Genomic DNA, 17,232 nt, shown 5'->3' with positions numbered 1-17,232 from the left:
CTTTTATAAGCGCGGCAGCACGCCACGCATCATGGAATACAAAATTGCGGCTATTTTACCCATCAATGGGGGGCAGGCAATCATTGTTTACACAGGAGTTGCTCCAGTTCGTTCAACGACGTCACGGTCCAGGTCGGCTCGATGCCTTCAGGCTTCTCGCGGCCATGGGCATTAAGCCACACGGTTGACAGGCCGGCCTTCATGCCGCCCAGAATATCTGACTCTGCCGTATCCCCCACCATCAGGACGCGATCGCGGTCGGGATGGCCGGCCTGCGCCAGCGCGTAGTCGAAAATTCGCGGATCCGGCTTCGGCACGCCAACCTCTTCCGAGATCACCAGCGCGTCAAAATGATCGCGCAGGCCGGTGCGCTCGAGGCGGATCTGCTGCAGGGCGGTAAAACCGTTGGTGATGATCCCCAGTTTCACCTTGCCTTTCAACGCATTCAGCAGGGAGACCGCGCCCGGCAGTGGCGCACAGATATCGGCCATCGCGTTCAGGAACGCCTCGTTCAGCGTCCCCGGACTCACCTTTAACCGTTCCGCCCAGACGTCAAAGCGCTGGTGCTGAAGCTGTAACGCGGTGATGGCACCGTTCTGGTAATCCACCCACAGCGGCTTGTTGACCGCCTGATAGTCCTGAAAATCTTCAGCGGTGAAGGTCACGCTATAGTCGAGAAACATCCGCTGTAGCCCGCCGAACGCGTCGAACGTAAACAGCGTTTCGTCGGCATCAAAGAAAATCCAGTCCCATTTCATCGTTACAACCTTATCTTTATTATCCAATCGGCAGAGCCATTATGATGGCGTCTTCACGTCCCTCTGCGGTGGGGTAGTAGTTACAGCGGATTGTCGCCTCGTTAAAGCCTAAGCTTTCATAGAGCGCGATGGCGGCGACATTCGACGCGCGCACCTCCAGCCACAGGGTGAAAACGTCACGGGTTTCGAGCTCACGAATGAGGTGCTCGAGCAGTTCTCTTCCCAGCCCACGGCGCTGGAACGCGGGATCAACCGCGATATTAAACAGCGTCGCCTCATCAAGAACAACCTGCGTGATGGCGAAGGCGGCCATGGTGCCGTCAACGTCCAGACGGTAGTTCAGATACCGTTCGCCCTGATTGCTGGCGAAGGTTTTTTCGCTCCACGGAAACGCGTGGGCGCGTGTTTCAATCGCGAACGCGGCGGTCAGGTCAGGCGTCGTGAGGGAAGAAATCGTGTTCATATTCGCAGATTTGTTGCCATAGCGCGCTGCGCGCTTTTGGGTTGGCCTTCAGTTCGTCCAGCGCTGGCGAGCAGATCTGGCTCCCCTTGAGGGGGATCTCGTTTGTCTCTCCGATACGCCAGCTGTTACAGCGGCTATCAGGAGGAAGCATCGCGACACGCTCTGGCGTCAGCGGTAAAACCTGGTCGGCGGTCATCTTCAGGCTGCGAAGGACATCATCGATCAGGGGGTCATTCAGGGCAGGCAGTTCTTCCGCCACCATCACCAGGCGAACGTGCGCCGGGATGGAGATGGCGATTTCGCCCTGCAACGCCGTCGGGCGACGCAAAGCCCACTGGGTAATGCCCAGCTGCTGCAACTGCCAGTCTCGTCGGGATGTCATAGGGAAACTCCTGTCTCTCAGGCGCGCAAATATAGCAAATGTGTCGAAACTGCGCCATCTACCTACTATAATCCCCGCCTGAGTTTATTGAGGAACAATTCATGTCTGCATTTACCCCGGCAAGTGAAGTCTTGCTGCGTCACAGTGATGATTTCGAAGAGAGCCGTATTCTGTTTGCCGGAGATATGCAGGATGACCTGCCCGCGCGTTTCGACTGTGCTGAAAGCCGTGCCCACACCCAATACTACCACCACTGGCAGGTGCTGAGCCGCCAGATGGGCGAGCGCGCGCGCTTTAGCCTGGTGGCGGAGCAGAGCGATATCGCCGACTGCGATACGCTGATCTACTACTGGCCGAAGAATAAACCGGAAGCCCAGTTCCAGCTGATGAACCTGCTCTCCCTGCTGCCGGTCGGCTGCGATATTTTCGTGGTAGGCGAGAACCGCAGCGGCGTGCGTAGCGCGGAACAGATGCTGGAAGGGTACGCGCCGCTGAATAAGGTCGACAGCGCTCGCCGCTGTGGCCTGTACCATGGCCGTCTGGAAAAACAGACAACGTTTGATGCGCAGGCATACTGGGACGAATACCAGCTTGACGGTCTGACCATCAAAACGCTGCCGGGCGTGTTCAGCCGTGACGCGCTGGATACGGGCAGCAAGCTGCTGCTTTCTACCCTGACGCCTCACACCAAAGGCAAAGTGCTGGACGTGGGCTGCGGTGCGGGCGTGCTCTCTACCGTGCTCGCCAGCCATTCTCCAAAAGTGCGCTTAACCCTGTGTGACGTAAGCGCCCCGGCGGTAGAGGCCAGCCGCGCAACGCTTGCCGCAAACGGCATTGAAGGTGAGGTTATTGCCAGCAACGTCTTCTCTGACATCACCGGTCGCTTCGACATGATCATCTCTAACCCGCCGTTCCACGACGGTATGGAGACCAGCCTGGAAGCGGCACAAACGCTGATCCGTGGCGCAGTCCGTCACCTTAACAGCGGCGGCGAGCTGCGTATTGTCGCCAACGCCTTCCTGGCATACCCGAAAGTACTGGACGAAACCTTTGGCTTCCACGAAGTCATCGCCCAGACCGGCCGCTTTAAGGTCTACCGCACCGTGATGACGCGTCAGGCCAAAAAGTAATCGCCGCCCCTGTAGGCCGGATATGCGAAAGCGCCATCCGGCTATACACGGCGCGTCCATCGGCCATTTTTGCATCAATCAAGGCATCACGCGCACTTTTCTGTTGACGTAAAGCTGAAAACATCTAGAATGCGCCTCCGTGGTTACGATACTTTTACAGTATCGATGGTATGCGAAGGTGGCGGAATTGGTAGACGCGCTAGCTTCAGGTGTTAGTGTCCTTACGGATGTGGGGGTTCGAGTCCCCCCCCTCGCACCAACGAGGCGATATCAATAGAGTAATGATGTAAAGAGTAAGATGACTGTGCGAAGGTGGCGGAATTGGTAGACGCGCTAGCTTCAGGTGTTAGTGTCCTTAGGATGTGGGGGTTCGAGTCCCCCCCCTCGCACCAATTATCTTACATCCCCTCTGATGTTCCTCTCGTTTTCCCTGTTATTTCAAACTCATCAGTATCACCAGAATTCCACTGACCAGTGCTACACAAGATGGCAGTAACACAAAGTGGCGTAATTGCTTATGCCAGATCATGCCTGACGTAACTAACAGTCCTGCAACAATGATCGCTTTCCAGGTTTCAAGAGAGAGATCGGCAAACATCAAACCGCCGAGGATGGCACCCGGTAGCAATACACCCCAACCACTTCCCAGCGCCCTGTTCAACATGATCCGCCCTCTTACAGTGATAATGATAACCAATATCATATGACAGACATTATCATTTGTCAGCTGAATGAATCAAAATCCCTCGACCTTTACCTTTCCCGTAATGACAGGAATTGCCGAAGGTGATAAATTGCACACCTGTTAACACCATCTAAAGATTTTCTGATAATTACTTTTTGTAGTTTTTTGCATTTTTTATTGCGAAACAACACCTACTTATTTGTTTTAATTAAATTTTAATAAAAACGCACGACTATGACATCACAATCCTGGCGGTCTTTGGTTCACAGAAAATATCAATTGTCGTTACGTTTGTTTTTATTTCTGAACGCAACCTCGGCAGTGTTCTCGGTAACAAACCCGCTCAATTCTGTTCGCCTGTTCTCCGCCCCTCTTATTGCTATTTTCTGCATTAGCACCGGGCTGTTCGTCTGGCACTGGAGAAAGAAGGCGCGGAGAATAAATATTCCTGTCGTTTCAGCGATCTTCGGTATTTTGTGGGCCTGGCAAATTGTGTCTAAATTCGCCTTAATTACCCACGACCATGCGACGTATTTGTTAATCGCCCTATTAACGGTGCTTTTTATCGGAACGCTGGCATTCGCCAGTAATATCAAAGCATTTACGCTGCACTCCTTGCCCACCTTTATTGTCTGCCTGTGGCTAAGCGATCACGATATATGGCTGAGAATGACCTATTCTTTCGCACTTCCTGTGGTGGCAATTGCTATTCATAACATTTTGCAAAGACGCAACGACCGTTTCGCTCAGGAGCTGCTCTCTCGCCTTCTGGAAGAACGAGAAACCCTTACCGATCTCAGCATGATGGACCCGCTTACCGGGCTCTATAATCGTCGCGGTCTGCAAAGCCGTCTGGAGAATCTGCCCACGGTAGAAAATGGCGAGCACTTTGTTCTGCTGATGGATATCGACCACTTCAAAGCCTATAACGACCATTATGGCCATATGATGGGCGACCAGGCGCTGAAGCGCGTCTCTGCGGCAATCCGCGACGCCGTGCGTTCTCGCGATATTGTGGCGCGTTTTGGTGGGGAAGAGTTTATGGTGCTGCTGACCAACATTTCACTCGAACACGCCCGCCAGACGGCCGAGCGGATCCGTCAGAAAGTCTATGATTTGAAAATCCCGCATCTGTTTAACGAAAGCGTCGCGACAAACGTCACCATCAGCATTGGCATTGCCATCTTCGGGGATGAAGACGTGGAAAGCGCGCTGGAAAAAGCGGACAAAGCGCTTTACGAAGCAAAGCATATGGGGCGCAATAACATTCTGTTGAGTGAAGAGTTGCAGACGGCGTAAACATCACGGCGATGACACCGGGACAAAAGTCTTGCCATTGGTATGAGCAATAGTTAGGATTGGCAATCATTATCATTTAGATTTCTATCTATACTATGGCCACGCATACCGCACACATCGTCGAACCCCTTCTCTGGCGAGCGCCCCTCACCAGCGGGAATGCTTCGCTTGCGGATGCCATACGGGATAAGATTGCGGAAACGCGCGCCCACCTGCTGGACTTTATCCGGCTTGATGAAGCGCCCCCCGCCCACGCCATGACGCTCTCGGAATGGCGACAGCCGTCAAAACTGCAGTCGCTGCTGGCCGCCTATTCCGACCATATCTATCGCAATCAGCCCACCCTGACGCGGGAAAATAAACCACTGCTCTCTCTCTGGGCGCAGTGGTATATCGGGCTGATGGTGCCGCCCCTCATGCTGGCGTTACTCACGCAAAAGAGCATGCTGGAACTCTCGCCGGATAATTTCCACGTCGAGTTTCACGAAACCGGGCGCGCGGCCTGTTTCTGGATCGATCTCCACGAAGATCAGAACGGTGAACGCCTGACGGCTCAGGAACGTATGGAGCAGCTCATCACTCATACTCTGATCCCGGTGGTGGAAGCGCTGGAAGCGACAGGAGAGATTAATGGGAAGCTTATCTGGAGCAATACGGGCTATTTAATCCACTGGTATTTAACGGAAATGAAGCCGCTGCTCGGTGATGAGAATGTGGATGCCCTGCGTCAGTCCTGTTTCTTTGCAAAACAGCTTTCCGATGGCCGTGACAACCCTTTATTCCGTACCGTTGTGCTCCGTGACGGGCTTCTGGTTCGCCGCACCTGCTGCCAGCGCTATCGCCTGCCGGACGTTAAGCAGTGCGGGGATTGCACGCTGAAGTAGTGCGGTGAATTGCCCGGTGGCGCGACGCTTACCGGGCCTACAAAAACGGGCCCGGCCTGATGCCCTCACCCTGACCCTCTCCCACGGGGAGAGGGAATAAACACTAAGAACGGCAACGTGCGTTGCCGTTTTGTTTTTATCTAAGCTACCTGCTGATTGTCCTCTTCCGCGTTACGCTGCGCTTCTTCCGCTTCCTGCTCCAGCAGCTGCTTCTCGTACACTTTGAAGAACGGGTAGTAGATGATGGCCGATACGCAGGCCAGCACCACAACCAGAATAGCCGCGCGGAAATCCCAGCCCAGGGCCCACGCTGCGCCTATTGGCGCCGGTGCGGTCCAGGGAACGACAGAGATGACGCGGCCAATCAGATCAAACGTCATCGCCGCCCAGGCCAGCACGGCATTAACCATCGGTGCCAGCAGGAACGGAATAAAGAACACCGGGTTCATCACAATCGGCGTACCGAAAATGACGGGTTCGTTGATGTTAAAGAAGCTGGGCACCACGCTCAAACGCCCAATAGAGCGTAAATGTGCGGAACGGCTGCGCAGATAGCAAATCACCAGCCCCATCGTCGCGCCCGACCCGCCAATCACGATAAAGAACGTCCAGAACGCCTCCATAAAAATATGCGGCAGAGGCTGGCTGGCGGCCAGCGCGGTCTGGTTAGCGCCCAGGTTAGTCAGCCAGAACATCTGCAGCATCCCGGAGACGATGGCTGCGCCGTGGATCCCGGCGAACCACAGCAGATGGCCAATCAACACGGCCAGCAGGATCGCAGGCAGGGAATCCGCAGCGGAAACAAGAGGTTTAAAGACCGACATAATGGCCTGCGGGATCAGCATGCCAAACTGAGACTGAATGAACAGACTCAGAGGATAGAGCGTCAACACCACCACCAGCACCGGAATCAGCAGATCAAAAGAGTTTTTGATCATCGGAGGGACCTGGTCCGGCAGACGAATACCGATGTTATGCGCCTTGAGGAAACGCATCATCTCAACGCAGTAGATCGCCACCAGAATCGCGGTAAAAATACCCGTCCCCCCCAGGCTATCGACAGGAAGCGTGCCTTTGGTTTTCGGGGCAGCGACCAGCAGAAACGCCATCAGCGACAGCATGGCGCACATAAACGGGTCTAGCTGGTGCGATTTAACATAGTGCTTGCCCAGGTTATAGGCAATGGCCGCACAGATATAGATGGACATAATGCCCATCGTCATATCAAACGGCGTCAGGATCTGGCCTTCAAACTGCTTCGCCATATCCAGCCAGGCGCGGGCGAACCCCCAGGTCGTATCAGGTGAAAAAGGTGGGTAAGCGAACACTAACAAGAATGAACCCACGATCATAAACGGCATCGCGGAGATGAATCCGTCGCGAATAGCCATGACATGACGCTGGGAGGAGATCCGCCCGGCGATCGGGCTGACGTAATTTTCTACGAAACGGAATATCAGGTTAAACGCAGCATGGTTGGCAGACATGGCAGCACTCCTGTCAAATATTTGTTACGGGCACGTTCGCGCCGCACGTTGTTCCATAAATCAGCTTCACAACCTTGCTGGCTTGTGTACCAGTGGTACTGCTCAGACGAAATGGTTTCATAATTTGCTCTTATTATTGGATACAGGGGACGTTACGTACTCAGTATTAATCGACGCATCACGCTCTGCAACCGGTTACTGTAACCGGTTTCCGTGATTGTGAAGAGGATCCAGAAATCAGCCGTTCAGGATATTTGTTACCGAAGAGATATTTACAGAGCATAAATTCTTATGACAGATTACGCAGGATATTTGTCAGGAGGAAACAATGAGTTTGCAGTCTGTACAGCAGTTTTTTGCCGACAACGCGCCGGATATAGACGTCATTGAACTTAGCCAGAGTACCGCTACCGTTGCGTTGGCTGCTGCCGCCCATCGCGTTGAGCCGGGACAAATCGCTAAGACCCTGTCACTAAAGGTGAAAAATGAGGTGATCCTGGTGGTGGCGAAAGGCGATGCGCGCCTGGATAACAAAAAGCTGAAAGACACGTTTGGTGCAAAAGCGCGCATGCTCAGCAGTGATGAAGTGGTGACCATCACCGGTCATCCCGTTGGCGGCGTGTGCCCGTTCGGACTGGAAAACCCGCTCGCGGTTTACTGCGATATCTCTTTAAAGGAGTACGCCGAAGTTCTTCCCGCGGCAGGGGCCATTCATAGTGCCGTGCGTATTTCACCCGACAGAATGGCGGAACTGACCTCCGCAAAGTGGGTGGATGTTTGCATCTGATTGACGCGCCAGAGCCTTCTGGCGCGTCACAGGCCATTTATAAAAAAGTCGGCTTGCTGAGTACCGAACCTCGCGGTTCTCTTGCCGGAAGGTGAGTAATAATATCCGCCGCATCGAGCAGCCCCACATCAGAATTCACTCCCAGCTTCACCATCGCATTAAACTTATGCGCCCGGATGGTCTTAATATTACGCTCAAGCTGTGCCGCAATTTGAGGAATGGAATAGCCGCATGACATATAACGCAATATTGCCCGTTCCGTTGGGCTTAACATTCTGTTTTGACTCCGATACCAGTGATTCATCATATTGTCATTAATGCGCTGCGTTTCGCTCAGCAATACCATGAGCTCCTGCTGCAGGTGCTCAAGCGTCAGCGATTTACTGACCACTCCGTGCAGGCGTGACGGCGAAAGATGACTAATTAAGCGCGCTTCCGTCTCATCCGCGACCAGAATAATGCGCTGGATATGACCATGCGTAAACGCGAGGTCCCGCAGGTGCGCCAGACAGTTACGACGTTCCTCTCGCGCATCGGAAAGCGAATAGATCAGCGAGAAAAAATTGACGTGCTGAAGTGCTTTCTTAAAACTGTCAAATTCGCTAAACAGATGCAGCTGGTAATGATTCAGGTTGGGCATCGCAAAAAGATGCTGTAACCCAACGGCACTCATCGTGCAATTTTCGACGATGGCGATATGTCTTGTTGAATCGGTTTTTTCCATTCCTCGAACTCTCCATAGGCTGACATCAAACTCAGCTCTCTCATTCCCTGCGTACTGTTGATCCAGGCGTACATATCGGCATTACTGCGTAAAGACAGCCGTCGCATCGCACTGTTTTTCTGCGCACTGATGGTTTTATTGCTCTTCTTGAGCAGGGTGGCGATTTGGTTAATCCCCCATCCTTTACCTAACAGACGCAGTACCTTACGTTCGGAGTGCGTGAGCGCGATAATGTGTTCGTCTTCATCCTCCGTACTTTGAGGTTCCGGCGTTAATAACGTCTGGCTTATGCGCTCTGCCCGCTCGCTACCTGCACGAATAGCGTTAACCACGCCTTCAATAGGCTCCATATCAGAAAGCAACGTGCTTTCCGGGCGCATAAGCAGCTCAACCGCGATAGGATAAAGCGGCCGCGAAACTAAAAAGATCCAGTGAATATCCCGGTATTGATTCAATAAACCGTAATACTCTTCGAGTGTGCCCCGAGGATTCCTGTATTCACCTGAAACATCAGCAATAATGACATCTGCGCGGCGTAGCTGGAGCAGCGTCAGCTCCTGCAGTGAGCGGCAATAGGTCAATTCAAAATCCGGGAAATGGCGTGCCATCACGCCCCCTAACCCGTTTTGCATCACGGGTATTCGGCTAATGACAACGCAATGCTTGCCATGCAATGACAACATAGACCCTCCGTGTCCATTCTTCATTTGATGTGTAACGTTAAAACGTATCAATTTATGAGTTTTTTCGTCCCTGAGTGTAAAACTGATAATACAAGCAGAAGATGAGATATGTTCTTAGTTTAAGAAACGCCTAAGACATCGGTAATATCTCATAAAGCGCAAATAAATTTAATTGCGAAGCCGTTAAAATAACGACAATATAAAATTAGAATAACTAAATACAAATATTCTATATTTCCATATTAATAATTCACCGTATTAATAAATTACCCCCCACTCTCGTTCGCGACACGGGCTGAAACTGTTTGCATAAACCTTGATCTGGCCCAGAGCAAGAGACACGGCACTTTGTGCTAAAAGTAATCACTATGGTTCAACCGGCAACTTTCCATCTCTTCGGGACAATACATGCAGGCAGATCGGTCAACGCAGCGTGCTATCACGCGGCTATGTATTCAGTGCGGTCTTTTTCTGCTCCAGCACGGCGCGGAAAGCGCGCTGGTGGAGGAGCTTTCCACCCGGCTGGGACGGGCGCTGGGTATGGATAGCGTTGAAAGCGCGATCTCATCCAACGCCATTGTGCTGACCACGATCAAGGACGGCCAGTGCCTGACCTCCACCCGCAAAAACCATGACCGCGGCATTAACATGCACGTCGTAACCGAAGTGCAGCACATCGTCATCCTGGCTGAACATAAGCTTCTCGATCTCCATGAAATTGAAAAACGGTTCAACCAGATCAAGCCATTACGTTATCCGCGCTGGCTCGTCGTGTTGATGGTGGGGCTCTCTTGCGCCTGCTTTTGCAAGCTCAATAAAGGCGGCTGGGATGGTGCAATCGTCACCTTTTTCGCCAGCAGTATCGCCATGTACGTTCGCCAGCTGCTGACGCACCGGCAGATGCACCCGCAAATTAACTTCTGCATTACCGCGTTTGTTGCCACCACGGTTTCCGGCCTGCTGCTGCGCCTGCCGCAGTTTGCCAATACCCCGACGATTGCCATGGCCGCCAGCGTGCTGCTGCTGGTCCCGGGCTTTCCGCTGATTAACGCCGTCGCCGACATGTTTAAAGGGCACATCAATACCGGTCTGGCACGCTGGGCTATCGCCAGCCTGCTGACGCTGGCGACCTGCATCGGCGTCGTCATGGCTATGACACTCTGGGGGCTACGCGGATGGGCGTGATCGACTTTTTGCTGGCGCTGGCGCAGGACATGCTTCTGGCCGCCATTCCTGCCGTCGGCTTTGCGATGGTGTTTAACGTCCCGCAACGCGCGCTGCCGTGGTGTGCGCTGCTGGGTGCGATTGGCCATGGCTCGCGGATGGTGATGATGACCGCGGGTTTTAACATCGAATGGTCAACGTTCATGGCCTCCATGCTGGTCGGCAGTATCGGCATCCAGTGGTCGCGCTGGTATCTTGCGCACCCGAAAGTGTTCACCGTTGCCGCCGTTATCCCGATGTTCCCGGGCATTTCTGCCTACACGGCGATGATTTCCGCAGTGAAAATCAGCCATTTTGGCTACACCGAGCCTCAGATGATCCTCCTTCTGAGCAACTTTCTTAAGGCGTCGTCCATCGTCGGCGCGCTCTCTATCGGGCTATCGATTCCCGGACTGTGGCTGTACCGCAAACGCCCGCGCGTTTGATATTTGTGTTATTTCGCCGCCATGGAGATAATCTTTCTGTTCCGTTTGGTCAAAATAAGGAAAGGATGTGGCTAACCCTGGCAGCGAACACCCTGAGCACGGTGAAGAATCCAGCCTGAAAGAGAAAATTTTTCAGAGCGCCATCGCGCTTTTTGCCGAGTATGGATTAAACGGTGCCCGCATGGAGCAGATCGCGGAAAAAGCGGGTACCACCAAACGCATGGTGGTTTACCATTTCAAGAACAAAGAGAATCTCTATCTTCTGGTTCTGGAACATGTTTACACACAAATTCGCGCCAGTGAAAAAGCGCTAAGCCTGGCGGGAATGCCGCCCGTCGAAGCGCTGGTCAACCTGGTCGAAACCACGTTTGACTATCATGCGGACCACCCTGACTACATCCGTATTATCTGCATGGAAAACATGCAGCGCGGCCGCTTCATGCAGCAGTCGAGCTATCTTCGCCAGGTCAACCGCAGCGCGCTCGACCTGCTGGAGGGTATCCTTCACCGAGGGAAAGAAAAACAGCTCTTCAGCCAGACGGTTGACGCCCGCGATCTTCACCGCCTGATCAGCAGCTTCAGCTTTCACTACGTGGCCAACAGCTACACCTTCACGCTCCTGTTTGAAGACGGTGCGGACGAACAGGCCCAGCGCCAGCACTACCGCAAAATGGCCGTTCAGGTCGCGCTCCGTTATACCTGCCCATAAAATTGCTTGCAATTATATCGTGCACTATCTATATTCATTTCATGAACGCGAAAACGAACGACGCAACCGCTGCGCTCAAGCTGGATAACCAGCTCTGCTTTGCCCTCTATTCGGCAAACCTGGCGCTTAACAAGCTGTACCGGCAACTGCTGGCGCCGCTGAACCTGACCTACCCGCAATATCTGGTGATGCTCGTGCTGTGGGAGCAGGATGATATGACGGTCTCGGACATCGGTGAACGGCTGTTTCTGGACTCTGCGACCCTGACGCCCCTCCTGAAGCGGCTGGAAAGCGCCGGGCTCATCAACCGCCACCGTTCTCGCAAAGACGAACGCCAGGTCGCCGTCACCCTGACTGACGCGGGACGTGAGCTTCAGCAGCAGGCATTGGGTATCCCCCAGGCGGTGGGTTGCGCCGCGCAGTGTGATACCGACACCCTGCTGTCGCTTAAACAGCAGCTCGAACTTTTGCGACAACAGCTACACCGCGCGTAAAGCTATACTTTACGCGTGATTATCACCCATATATATCGCACGCTATTTAATAGCACACACAAATCAAAATGAGGAACCTGCCATGTCTTTAGAAAAAGTCGTTTATACCGCCAAAGCCAAAGCAACCGGTGGCCGTGACGGTCGCGCCACCTCCTCCGACGGCGTACTGGACGTAAAGCTGGGCGTGCCAAAAGAGATGGGCGGCATGGGCGGCGAAGTGACGAACCCTGAGCAGTTGTTTGCTGCGGGCTACTCTGCCTGCTTCCTGGGCGCGATGAAGTTTGTGGCCGCGCGCGACAAATTTACCCTGCCAAAAGAGGCCTTTATCGAAGGTGAAGTGGGTATTGGCCCGCTGCCGACGGGCTTTGGTATCGAAGCAAAACTGAACATCCACGTGGAAGGTATGGATCCAGCGGAAGCCAAAAAGCTGGTGGACGCGGCGCACATTGTTTGCCCGTACTCTAACGCGACCCGCGGCAACATCGACGTGACGCTGAACATCATCGCGTGATAACTGCCTGATGGCGCTGCGCTTATCAGGCCTACTACCATAGCCCCGGTAAGCGCAGCGCCACCGGGGAAATCCCCTCCTTCCCTTTCCCCTCTCTGTGCTACCATAAGCCCATATCACGCCCGTAGTAATCAGTAGAGTAAGCGTTATGTCCTCCAGAATTTTGACCACCAGCATTGCTGGCATTGATGCCTTTATGCGCGACCCGCGCGGTGTATTGAGCCACGCCGAAGGCGGCACGGTTGCGGTTTTTGCCGACAACGCGCCGGCGTTTTACGCCATCACGCCGGAACGTCTGGCACGGCTTCTGGAGATCGAAGCGCAACTGTCACGCCCGGCGAGCGACGTCACGCTGGACAACCAGTTCTTTGACGAACCGGTTAACCTCCCCGCGACCGTACCGATGGGCAAATTTGCCCTGTACGCGGGCTGGCAGCCGGATGCCGATTTCCAGCGGCAGGCCGCGCTGTGGGGCATTGCGTTAACCCAACCGGCCACCGCGGAAGAGCTTGCCGCGTTCACCGCCTGGTGGCAGGCAGAAGGTAAAGTCTTCACCCATATTCAGTGGCAGCAAAAGCTCGCGCGACATCTGCAGATCGCTCGCGCCAGCAACAACGGCCAGCCCAAGCGCGATATCAACGCGTTTTCAGAACCGGATAAACAGATCCCCAGCGGATTCCGAGGTGCGAAATGAAGAACGTCGGCGACCTGATGAAACGTCTGCAAAAAATGATGCCTGCTAACGTGAAGCCCGCTTTCACCACGGGCGAAGAGCTGCTGGCGTGGCAAAAGGAGCAAGGCGAGATCCGCGCCGCCGCGCTCGCCCGGGAAAACCGGGCGATGAAAATGCAGCGCACCTTTAACCGCTCCGGTATTCGCCCCCTGCACCAGAACTGCTCGTTCGATAACTATAAAATTGAGACCACGGGGCAGATGAACGCGCTGGCCGCCGCGCGGCAGTACGTGGACGAATTCGACGGCAATATCGCCAGCTTCATCTTCAGCGGTAAGCCGGGCACCGGAAAAAACCACCTTGCAGCCGCTATCTGTAATGAACTGCTTCTGCGGGGTAAATCGGTTCTTATCATCACCGTGGCCGATATCATGTCCGCGATGAAAGACACCTTCAGCAACCGCGAAACCAGCGAAGAGCAGCTGCTTAACGATTTGAGCAATGTCGACCTGCTTGTCATCGACGAGATTGGCGTGCAGACAGAATCCCGCTATGAAAAAGTGATCATCAACCAGATTGTCGATCGCCGCTCCTCGTCCAAACGTCCCACCGGCATGCTGACGAACCACAACATCGACGAGATGACCCGCTTACTGGGGGAACGCGTCATGGACCGCATGAAGCTGGGTAACAGCCTGTACGTCATCTTCGACTGGGAAAGTTACCGCAGCCGCGTTACCGGCAAAGAGTATTAAGACAGTTCCAGGAATCGCCAGCGGGACACAGGTATATACTGGAACCCTTCGGCCCAAAACGGACCTTTTTGAGAGAGCCATGATGAAAAAACAGATTCTAATCAGCACCTTTTTAGGCGCTCTGCTGGTGACCGGCGCAGCGCAAGCGGCGTCGTGGCAAGATTCCCTCTCGAGTGCAGCAAACCAGCTGACCAAAGAGAGCGGCAGTTCTCAGGGCGGGCTTTCCGCTTCTTCCCTCACTGGCCTGCTGGGCAACAGCTCCCAGAGCCTCAGCGCGGGAACGATGAACAACGCGGCGGGGATTCTGGAATATTGCGCAAAGCAAAAGCTGGCCTCCGTGACCGACGCGCAAAACGTCAAAAACCAGGTGTTGGGTAAACTGGGTCTGGATACCCAGGAGCAGAAAGCGGACACCAACTATATGGACGGCATTCAGGGCCTGCTTAACGCGCAAAACGGCCAGCAGCTTAACCTGAGCACCCTCGGCAACTCCTCTCTGGCAAAACAGGTGAAAACCAAAGCCTGCGATCTGGTGCTGAAACAAGGCGTTAATTTCCTCTCCTGATCCATCCCATTTTCTGCCACAACACGCCGCGTTTAATGCGATAGTCTTGCAACGCGGCGCTAAATGAGCGTTTTTCCTGCCTGCCACCGTCTCAGCGTCCGTTTGTCAGGATGTGCACGTCTTCATAAAAACGATTTTCTAAACCAAATCCTAACAACAGCACACTTTCGTGACACTAAAATTGCAGCTTAACGACATCGCAATTACATTGTATGACCCAAAAAATAAACAGTTAGCCAGCGAAGCATCTGGCGTCACGAGGATATGCTGTTGTCTGAATTTTTGTCTCTTATCCTTTTTCTGGCTTCCGTCGGCGTTTACGCCTCCAAAGCCGGCCGTCACACCTGGTGGTTTATCGCCACGCTGGTGGTGCTCGGCATTTTTATTATTTTAAACATTACCTTATACGCCAGCGATTACTTTACCGGTGACGGTATTAACGATGCGGTGCTCTACACGCTGACGAACAGCCTGACGGGCGCGGGGGTGGGCAAGTACATTCTTCCGGGGATCGGCCTTATCGTCGCGCTGGTGACGATTTTTGGCGCGCTGGCCTGGGTGCTGCGTCGACGTCGCCATCATCCGCATCATCATGGCTACAGCCTGCTGGCGTTATTTCTGGCGCTGGCCTCCGTCGACGCCAGTCCGGCGTTCCATCAGATCGCCGAGCTGGTGAAATCCCAGTCTCGCGACGGCGATCCTGATTTCGCGGCTTACTATAAAGAGCCGTCGAAAACGATCGCCAACCCGAAGCTCAATCTGGTCTATATCTACGGTGAAAGCCTGGAACGCACGTACTTTGATAACGATGCGTTCCCTGACCTGACGCCAGACCTGGGGGCGCTGAAAAATGAAGGGCTCGATTTCAGCCACACCATGCAGCTGCCCGGTACGGATTATACGATTGCCGGGATGGTTGCCTCCCAGTGCGGCATCCCGCTGTTCGCGCCTTTCGAAGGTAACGCCTCCGCCTCGATGTCGACGTTCTTCCCCCAAAACGTTTGCCTCGGCGATATCCTGAAAAACTCCGGCTACGAAAACTATTTTGTGCAGGGCGCAAATCTGCGCTTCGCCGGAAAAGACGTGTTCCTGAAATCCCACGGTTTTGACCACCTGTATGGCTCAGAAGAGTTAAAAACGACGGTTGCCGATCCGAGCTACCGCAACGACTGGGGCTTTTATGACGATACGGTACTCGACGAAACCTGGAAGAAATTCGAAGAACTTTCCCGCGAGGGCAAGCGCTTCTCCCTCTTTGCGCTGACGGTGGATACCCACCATCCGGACGGTTTTGTCTCGCGCACCTGCAAGCGCAAAAGCTATGAGATTGAGGGCAAAAACAACAAGTCTTTCAGCGCCGTCACCTGCAGTCAGGAGCATATCGCCGCGCTGGTCGAGAAAATCAAAGCCTCGCCCTGGTTTAAAAACACCGTCATCGTCGTCTCGTCTGACCATCTGGCGATGAAAAACAGCGCCTGGGACCAGCTCAACAAGCAGGATCGCAGCAACCTGTTCTTCGTCCTGCGCGGCGACCAGCCGCAGCAGGAGACGATCGCCACCAAACGCAACTCCATGGATAACGGCGCCACCGTGCTCGACATTCTGGGTGGTGACAACTTTATCGGCCTGGGCCGCAGCACGCTGTCGGGGCAATCCCTGTCGGAAGTGTTCCTCAACATGAAGGAAAAAATCCTCGGCTGGAAGCCAGACATCATCCGCCTGTGGAACTTCCCGAAAGAGATGAAGGATTTCACCGTCGATCGGGATAAAAACACGATTGCCTTCTCGGGGAGCAAATTCCGTCTGCCGCTGCTGGTGCGCGTGTCGGAGGGTCGCGTTGAGCCGCTGCCGGAAAGCGAGTATTCCGCGCCGCTGCGCTATCAGCTGGCCGATTTTGCGCCACGCGATAATTTCGTCTGGGTCGACAGATGTTACAAAATGGGCCAGCTCTGGTCGCAGCCGCTGGCGCTTTCTACCGACTGGTGCGTCTCTCAGGGCCAGCTTGGCGGGGAGCAAACCGTGCAGCACGTCGATAGCGCCCAGTGGAAAGGCAAAACCGCGTTTAACGATACGGTCATTGATACCACGCGCTATCAGCACAATGTCGACATGCTGAAAACCGTCGATAACGATATTCGCTACAAGGCGGACAGCTTTATCTTTAACGTGGCCGGCGCGCCCGAAGAGGTGAAGCAGTTTAGCGGCATCTCGCGTCCGGAGTCCTGGGGACGCTGGTCCAACGCGCAGCTGGGCAACGAGGTGAAAATTGAGTACACCCATCCCCTGCCGGAACAATTTGACCTCGTGATCACGGCCAGAGCGTACGGGCCCAACGCCAACAAGCCCGTACCGGTGCGCGTGGGCGATCGGGAGCAGACCCTGACGCTTGGAAACGACGTGTCCACGCACACGCTGCATTTTGAAAACCCATCCCGCAGCAATACGCTGGTGATTGTGCCGCCTGACCCGCAGGCGACGAATGAAGGGAATATTCTTGGGCATTCACCGCGCGAGCTCGGGATTGGCATGGTCGAAATCAAAATCGTCAGTACTCAAGGGTAACGCGCATGTGCCCGGCAATCTGCCGGGCACTT

Annotated in this window: 20 protein-coding genes and 2 tRNA genes; 15 read left to right on the top strand and 7 right to left on the bottom strand. The window is 54.2% G+C overall.

What is annotated here, in order from left to right; translation table 11 throughout:
* Window positions 1–80: 80 nt before the first annotated feature.
* From yjjG to L6R44_RS09670, 3 genes are read right to left on the bottom strand one after another with little or no spacing between them, the layout of a single operon-like run.
* On the bottom strand, window positions 81–758 hold the full coding sequence (yjjG, locus tag L6R44_RS09680; RefSeq protein WP_032643980.1) for a pyrimidine 5'-nucleotidase: 678 nt from the start codon (window positions 756–758) through the stop codon (window positions 81–83).
* A 19-nt stretch (window positions 759–777) separates the two neighbouring features.
* Window positions 778–1,221 (bottom strand): ribosomal protein S18-alanine N-acetyltransferase, encoded by a 444-nt coding sequence (gene rimI / locus L6R44_RS09675; RefSeq protein ID WP_237424008.1) that lies wholly within the window; start codon window positions 1,219–1,221, stop codon window positions 778–780.
* Window positions 1,190–1,603, bottom strand: a complete 414-nt coding sequence (locus tag L6R44_RS09670) for a DNA polymerase III subunit psi (RefSeq protein WP_032643979.1) — start codon at window positions 1,601–1,603, stop codon at window positions 1,190–1,192. The genes rimI and L6R44_RS09670 overlap by 32 nt, the downstream gene beginning before the upstream one ends.
* Window positions 1,604–1,704: 101 nt before the next feature.
* On the opposite strand from L6R44_RS09670, the gene rsmC reads away from it, so the two are divergent.
* From rsmC to L6R44_RS09655, 3 genes are all read left to right on the top strand, one after another.
* On the top strand, window positions 1,705–2,733 hold the full coding sequence (gene rsmC / locus L6R44_RS09665; RefSeq protein WP_126328887.1) for a 16S rRNA (guanine(1207)-N(2))-methyltransferase RsmC: 1,029 nt from the start codon (window positions 1,705–1,707) through the stop codon (window positions 2,731–2,733).
* A 172-nt stretch (window positions 2,734–2,905) separates the two neighbouring features.
* A tRNA-Leu gene (locus L6R44_RS09660) sits at window positions 2,906–2,992 on the top strand.
* A 47-nt stretch (window positions 2,993–3,039) separates the two neighbouring features.
* Window positions 3,040–3,125 (top strand) — tRNA-Leu (locus tag L6R44_RS09655).
* Between the two features lie 41 nt (window positions 3,126–3,166).
* Here L6R44_RS09655 and L6R44_RS09650 read toward each other — a convergent pair.
* Window positions 3,167–3,436, bottom strand: a complete 270-nt coding sequence (locus L6R44_RS09650) for a DUF1435 domain-containing protein (protein ID WP_237424007.1) — start codon at window positions 3,434–3,436, stop codon at window positions 3,167–3,169.
* A gap of 216 nt (window positions 3,437–3,652) precedes the next feature.
* Here L6R44_RS09650 and L6R44_RS09645 point away from each other — a divergent pair, with 216 nt between their 5' ends.
* Entirely contained in the window at window positions 3,653–4,717 is a 1,065-nt protein-coding gene (locus L6R44_RS09645) for a GGDEF domain-containing protein (protein ID WP_237424006.1), read from the top strand.
* A 95-nt stretch (window positions 4,718–4,812) separates the two neighbouring features.
* The gene (gene fhuF, locus L6R44_RS09640) at window positions 4,813–5,601 is read left to right on the top strand and encodes a siderophore-iron reductase FhuF (RefSeq protein WP_237424005.1); all 789 of its coding nucleotides are present in this window, start codon (window positions 4,813–4,815) and stop codon (window positions 5,599–5,601) included.
* Between the two features lie 140 nt (window positions 5,602–5,741).
* Here fhuF and L6R44_RS09635 read toward each other — a convergent pair whose 3' ends face one another.
* On the bottom strand, window positions 5,742–7,088 hold the full coding sequence (locus tag L6R44_RS09635) for a PTS sugar transporter subunit IIC (protein ID WP_032643973.1): 1,347 nt from the start codon (window positions 7,086–7,088) through the stop codon (window positions 5,742–5,744).
* 328 nt (window positions 7,089–7,416) lie between these two features.
* Between L6R44_RS09635 and L6R44_RS09630 the strand changes: the two genes are divergently transcribed.
* On the top strand, window positions 7,417–7,875 hold the full coding sequence (locus L6R44_RS09630; protein ID WP_032643972.1) for a YbaK/EbsC family protein: 459 nt from the start codon (window positions 7,417–7,419) through the stop codon (window positions 7,873–7,875).
* Window positions 7,876–7,912: 37 nt separating this feature from the next.
* Here the strand turns inward: L6R44_RS09630 and bglJ are convergent, their stop codons facing one another.
* Together bglJ and L6R44_RS09620 are read right to left on the bottom strand one after the other, a co-directional pair.
* The gene (gene bglJ / locus L6R44_RS09625) at window positions 7,913–8,548 is read right to left on the bottom strand and encodes a DNA-binding transcriptional activator BglJ (RefSeq protein WP_237424084.1); all 636 of its coding nucleotides are present in this window, start codon (window positions 8,546–8,548) and stop codon (window positions 7,913–7,915) included.
* Window positions 8,545–9,282 (bottom strand): helix-turn-helix transcriptional regulator, encoded by a 738-nt coding sequence (locus L6R44_RS09620; RefSeq protein ID WP_032643970.1) that lies wholly within the window; start codon window positions 9,280–9,282, stop codon window positions 8,545–8,547. Before L6R44_RS09620 ends, bglJ begins: the two co-directional genes overlap by 4 nt.
* Before the next feature lie 408 nt (window positions 9,283–9,690).
* Between L6R44_RS09620 and L6R44_RS09615 the strand changes: the two genes are divergently transcribed.
* The 9 genes from L6R44_RS09615 (at window position 9,691) to opgB (ending at window position 17,200) form a co-directional block, all read left to right on the top strand.
* Window positions 9,691–10,467: a threonine/serine ThrE exporter family protein gene (locus L6R44_RS09615; protein WP_077064149.1), complete on the top strand. Its 777-nt coding sequence runs from the start codon at window positions 9,691–9,693 to the stop codon at window positions 10,465–10,467.
* Window positions 10,458–10,931: a threonine/serine exporter gene (locus L6R44_RS09610; RefSeq protein WP_020885295.1), complete on the top strand. Its 474-nt coding sequence runs from the start codon at window positions 10,458–10,460 to the stop codon at window positions 10,929–10,931. The genes L6R44_RS09615 and L6R44_RS09610 overlap by 10 nt, the downstream gene beginning before the upstream one ends.
* Window positions 10,932–10,998: 67 nt before the next feature.
* Window positions 10,999–11,640 carry a TetR family transcriptional regulator gene (locus L6R44_RS09605; protein WP_045327560.1) on the top strand — a complete coding sequence of 214 codons (642 nt, stop codon included), beginning with the start codon at window positions 10,999–11,001 and terminating at the stop codon, window positions 11,638–11,640.
* Window positions 11,641–11,681: 41 nt separating this feature from the next.
* The gene (locus L6R44_RS09600; RefSeq protein ID WP_032643967.1) at window positions 11,682–12,134 is read left to right on the top strand and encodes a MarR family winged helix-turn-helix transcriptional regulator; all 453 of its coding nucleotides are present in this window, start codon (window positions 11,682–11,684) and stop codon (window positions 12,132–12,134) included.
* An 82-nt stretch (window positions 12,135–12,216) separates the two neighbouring features.
* Window positions 12,217–12,645 carry an organic hydroperoxide resistance protein gene (locus L6R44_RS09595; protein WP_013095463.1) on the top strand — a complete coding sequence of 143 codons (429 nt, stop codon included), beginning with the start codon at window positions 12,217–12,219 and terminating at the stop codon, window positions 12,643–12,645.
* Between the two features lie 148 nt (window positions 12,646–12,793).
* Window positions 12,794–13,339, top strand: coding sequence for a primosomal protein DnaT (gene dnaT / locus L6R44_RS09590; RefSeq protein WP_237424004.1), 546 nt, complete (start codon window positions 12,794–12,796; stop codon window positions 13,337–13,339).
* Window positions 13,336–14,073 carry a DNA replication protein DnaC gene (gene dnaC, locus L6R44_RS09585; protein ID WP_032643964.1) on the top strand — a complete coding sequence of 246 codons (738 nt, stop codon included), beginning with the start codon at window positions 13,336–13,338 and terminating at the stop codon, window positions 14,071–14,073. The genes dnaT and dnaC overlap by 4 nt, the downstream gene beginning before the upstream one ends.
* Window positions 14,074–14,155: 82 nt before the next feature.
* Complete coding sequence (locus L6R44_RS09580) at window positions 14,156–14,638, top strand: DUF2501 domain-containing protein (RefSeq protein ID WP_237424083.1); 483 nt, start codon at window positions 14,156–14,158, stop codon at window positions 14,636–14,638.
* 270 nt (window positions 14,639–14,908) lie between these two features.
* On the top strand, window positions 14,909–17,200 hold the full coding sequence (gene opgB / locus L6R44_RS09575) for a phosphatidylglycerol--membrane-oligosaccharide glycerophosphotransferase (protein WP_237424003.1): 2,292 nt from the start codon (window positions 14,909–14,911) through the stop codon (window positions 17,198–17,200).
* The last annotated feature ends 32 nt before the right edge of the window (window positions 17,201–17,232 follow it).

The sequence above is a fragment of the Enterobacter cloacae complex sp. ECC445 genome (assembly GCF_021892025.1).
Classification (GTDB): Bacteria; Pseudomonadota; Gammaproteobacteria; order Enterobacterales; family Enterobacteriaceae; genus Enterobacter; species Enterobacter chengduensis.
This window is presented reverse-complemented; position numbering and strand designations above follow the sequence as displayed.

Excerpts from the sequence above, each read along its gene's own strand:
- L6R44_RS09630 (WP_032643972.1), top strand. The coding sequence starts at position 7,417 with ATGAGTTTGCAGTCTGTACAGCAGTTTTTTGCCGACAACGCGCCGGAT.
- dnaC (WP_032643964.1), top strand. The coding sequence starts at position 13,336 with ATGAAGAACGTCGGCGACCTGATGAAACGTCTGCAAAAAATGATGCCT.
- fhuF (WP_237424005.1), top strand. The coding sequence starts at position 4,813 with ATGGCCACGCATACCGCACACATCGTCGAACCCCTTCTCTGGCGAGCG.
- L6R44_RS09650 (WP_237424007.1), bottom strand. The coding sequence starts at position 3,436 with ATGATATTGGTTATCATTATCACTGTAAGAGGGCGGATCATGTTGAAC.
- L6R44_RS09620 (WP_032643970.1), bottom strand. The coding sequence starts at position 9,282 with ATGTTGTCATTGCATGGCAAGCATTGCGTTGTCATTAGCCGAATACCC.
- rimI (WP_237424008.1), bottom strand. The coding sequence starts at position 1,221 with ATGAACACGATTTCTTCCCTCACGACGCCTGACCTGACCGCCGCGTTC.
- bglJ (WP_237424084.1), bottom strand. The coding sequence starts at position 8,548 with ATGAGTGCCGTTGGGTTACAGCATCTTTTTGCGATGCCCAACCTGAAT.
- L6R44_RS09610 (WP_020885295.1), top strand. The coding sequence starts at position 10,458 with ATGGGCGTGATCGACTTTTTGCTGGCGCTGGCGCAGGACATGCTTCTG.
- dnaT (WP_237424004.1), top strand. The coding sequence starts at position 12,794 with ATGTCCTCCAGAATTTTGACCACCAGCATTGCTGGCATTGATGCCTTT.
- L6R44_RS09615 (WP_077064149.1), top strand. The coding sequence starts at position 9,691 with ATGCAGGCAGATCGGTCAACGCAGCGTGCTATCACGCGGCTATGTATT.
- L6R44_RS09645 (WP_237424006.1), top strand. The coding sequence starts at position 3,653 with ATGACATCACAATCCTGGCGGTCTTTGGTTCACAGAAAATATCAATTG.
- L6R44_RS09600 (WP_032643967.1), top strand. The coding sequence starts at position 11,682 with ATGAACGCGAAAACGAACGACGCAACCGCTGCGCTCAAGCTGGATAAC.
- L6R44_RS09595 (WP_013095463.1), top strand. The coding sequence starts at position 12,217 with ATGTCTTTAGAAAAAGTCGTTTATACCGCCAAAGCCAAAGCAACCGGT.
- L6R44_RS09670 (WP_032643979.1), bottom strand. The coding sequence starts at position 1,603 with ATGACATCCCGACGAGACTGGCAGTTGCAGCAGCTGGGCATTACCCAG.
- rsmC (WP_126328887.1), top strand. The coding sequence starts at position 1,705 with ATGTCTGCATTTACCCCGGCAAGTGAAGTCTTGCTGCGTCACAGTGAT.
- L6R44_RS09580 (WP_237424083.1), top strand. The coding sequence starts at position 14,156 with ATGAAAAAACAGATTCTAATCAGCACCTTTTTAGGCGCTCTGCTGGTG.
- L6R44_RS09635 (WP_032643973.1), bottom strand. The coding sequence starts at position 7,088 with ATGTCTGCCAACCATGCTGCGTTTAACCTGATATTCCGTTTCGTAGAA.
- yjjG (WP_032643980.1), bottom strand. The coding sequence starts at position 758 with ATGAAATGGGACTGGATTTTCTTTGATGCCGACGAAACGCTGTTTACG.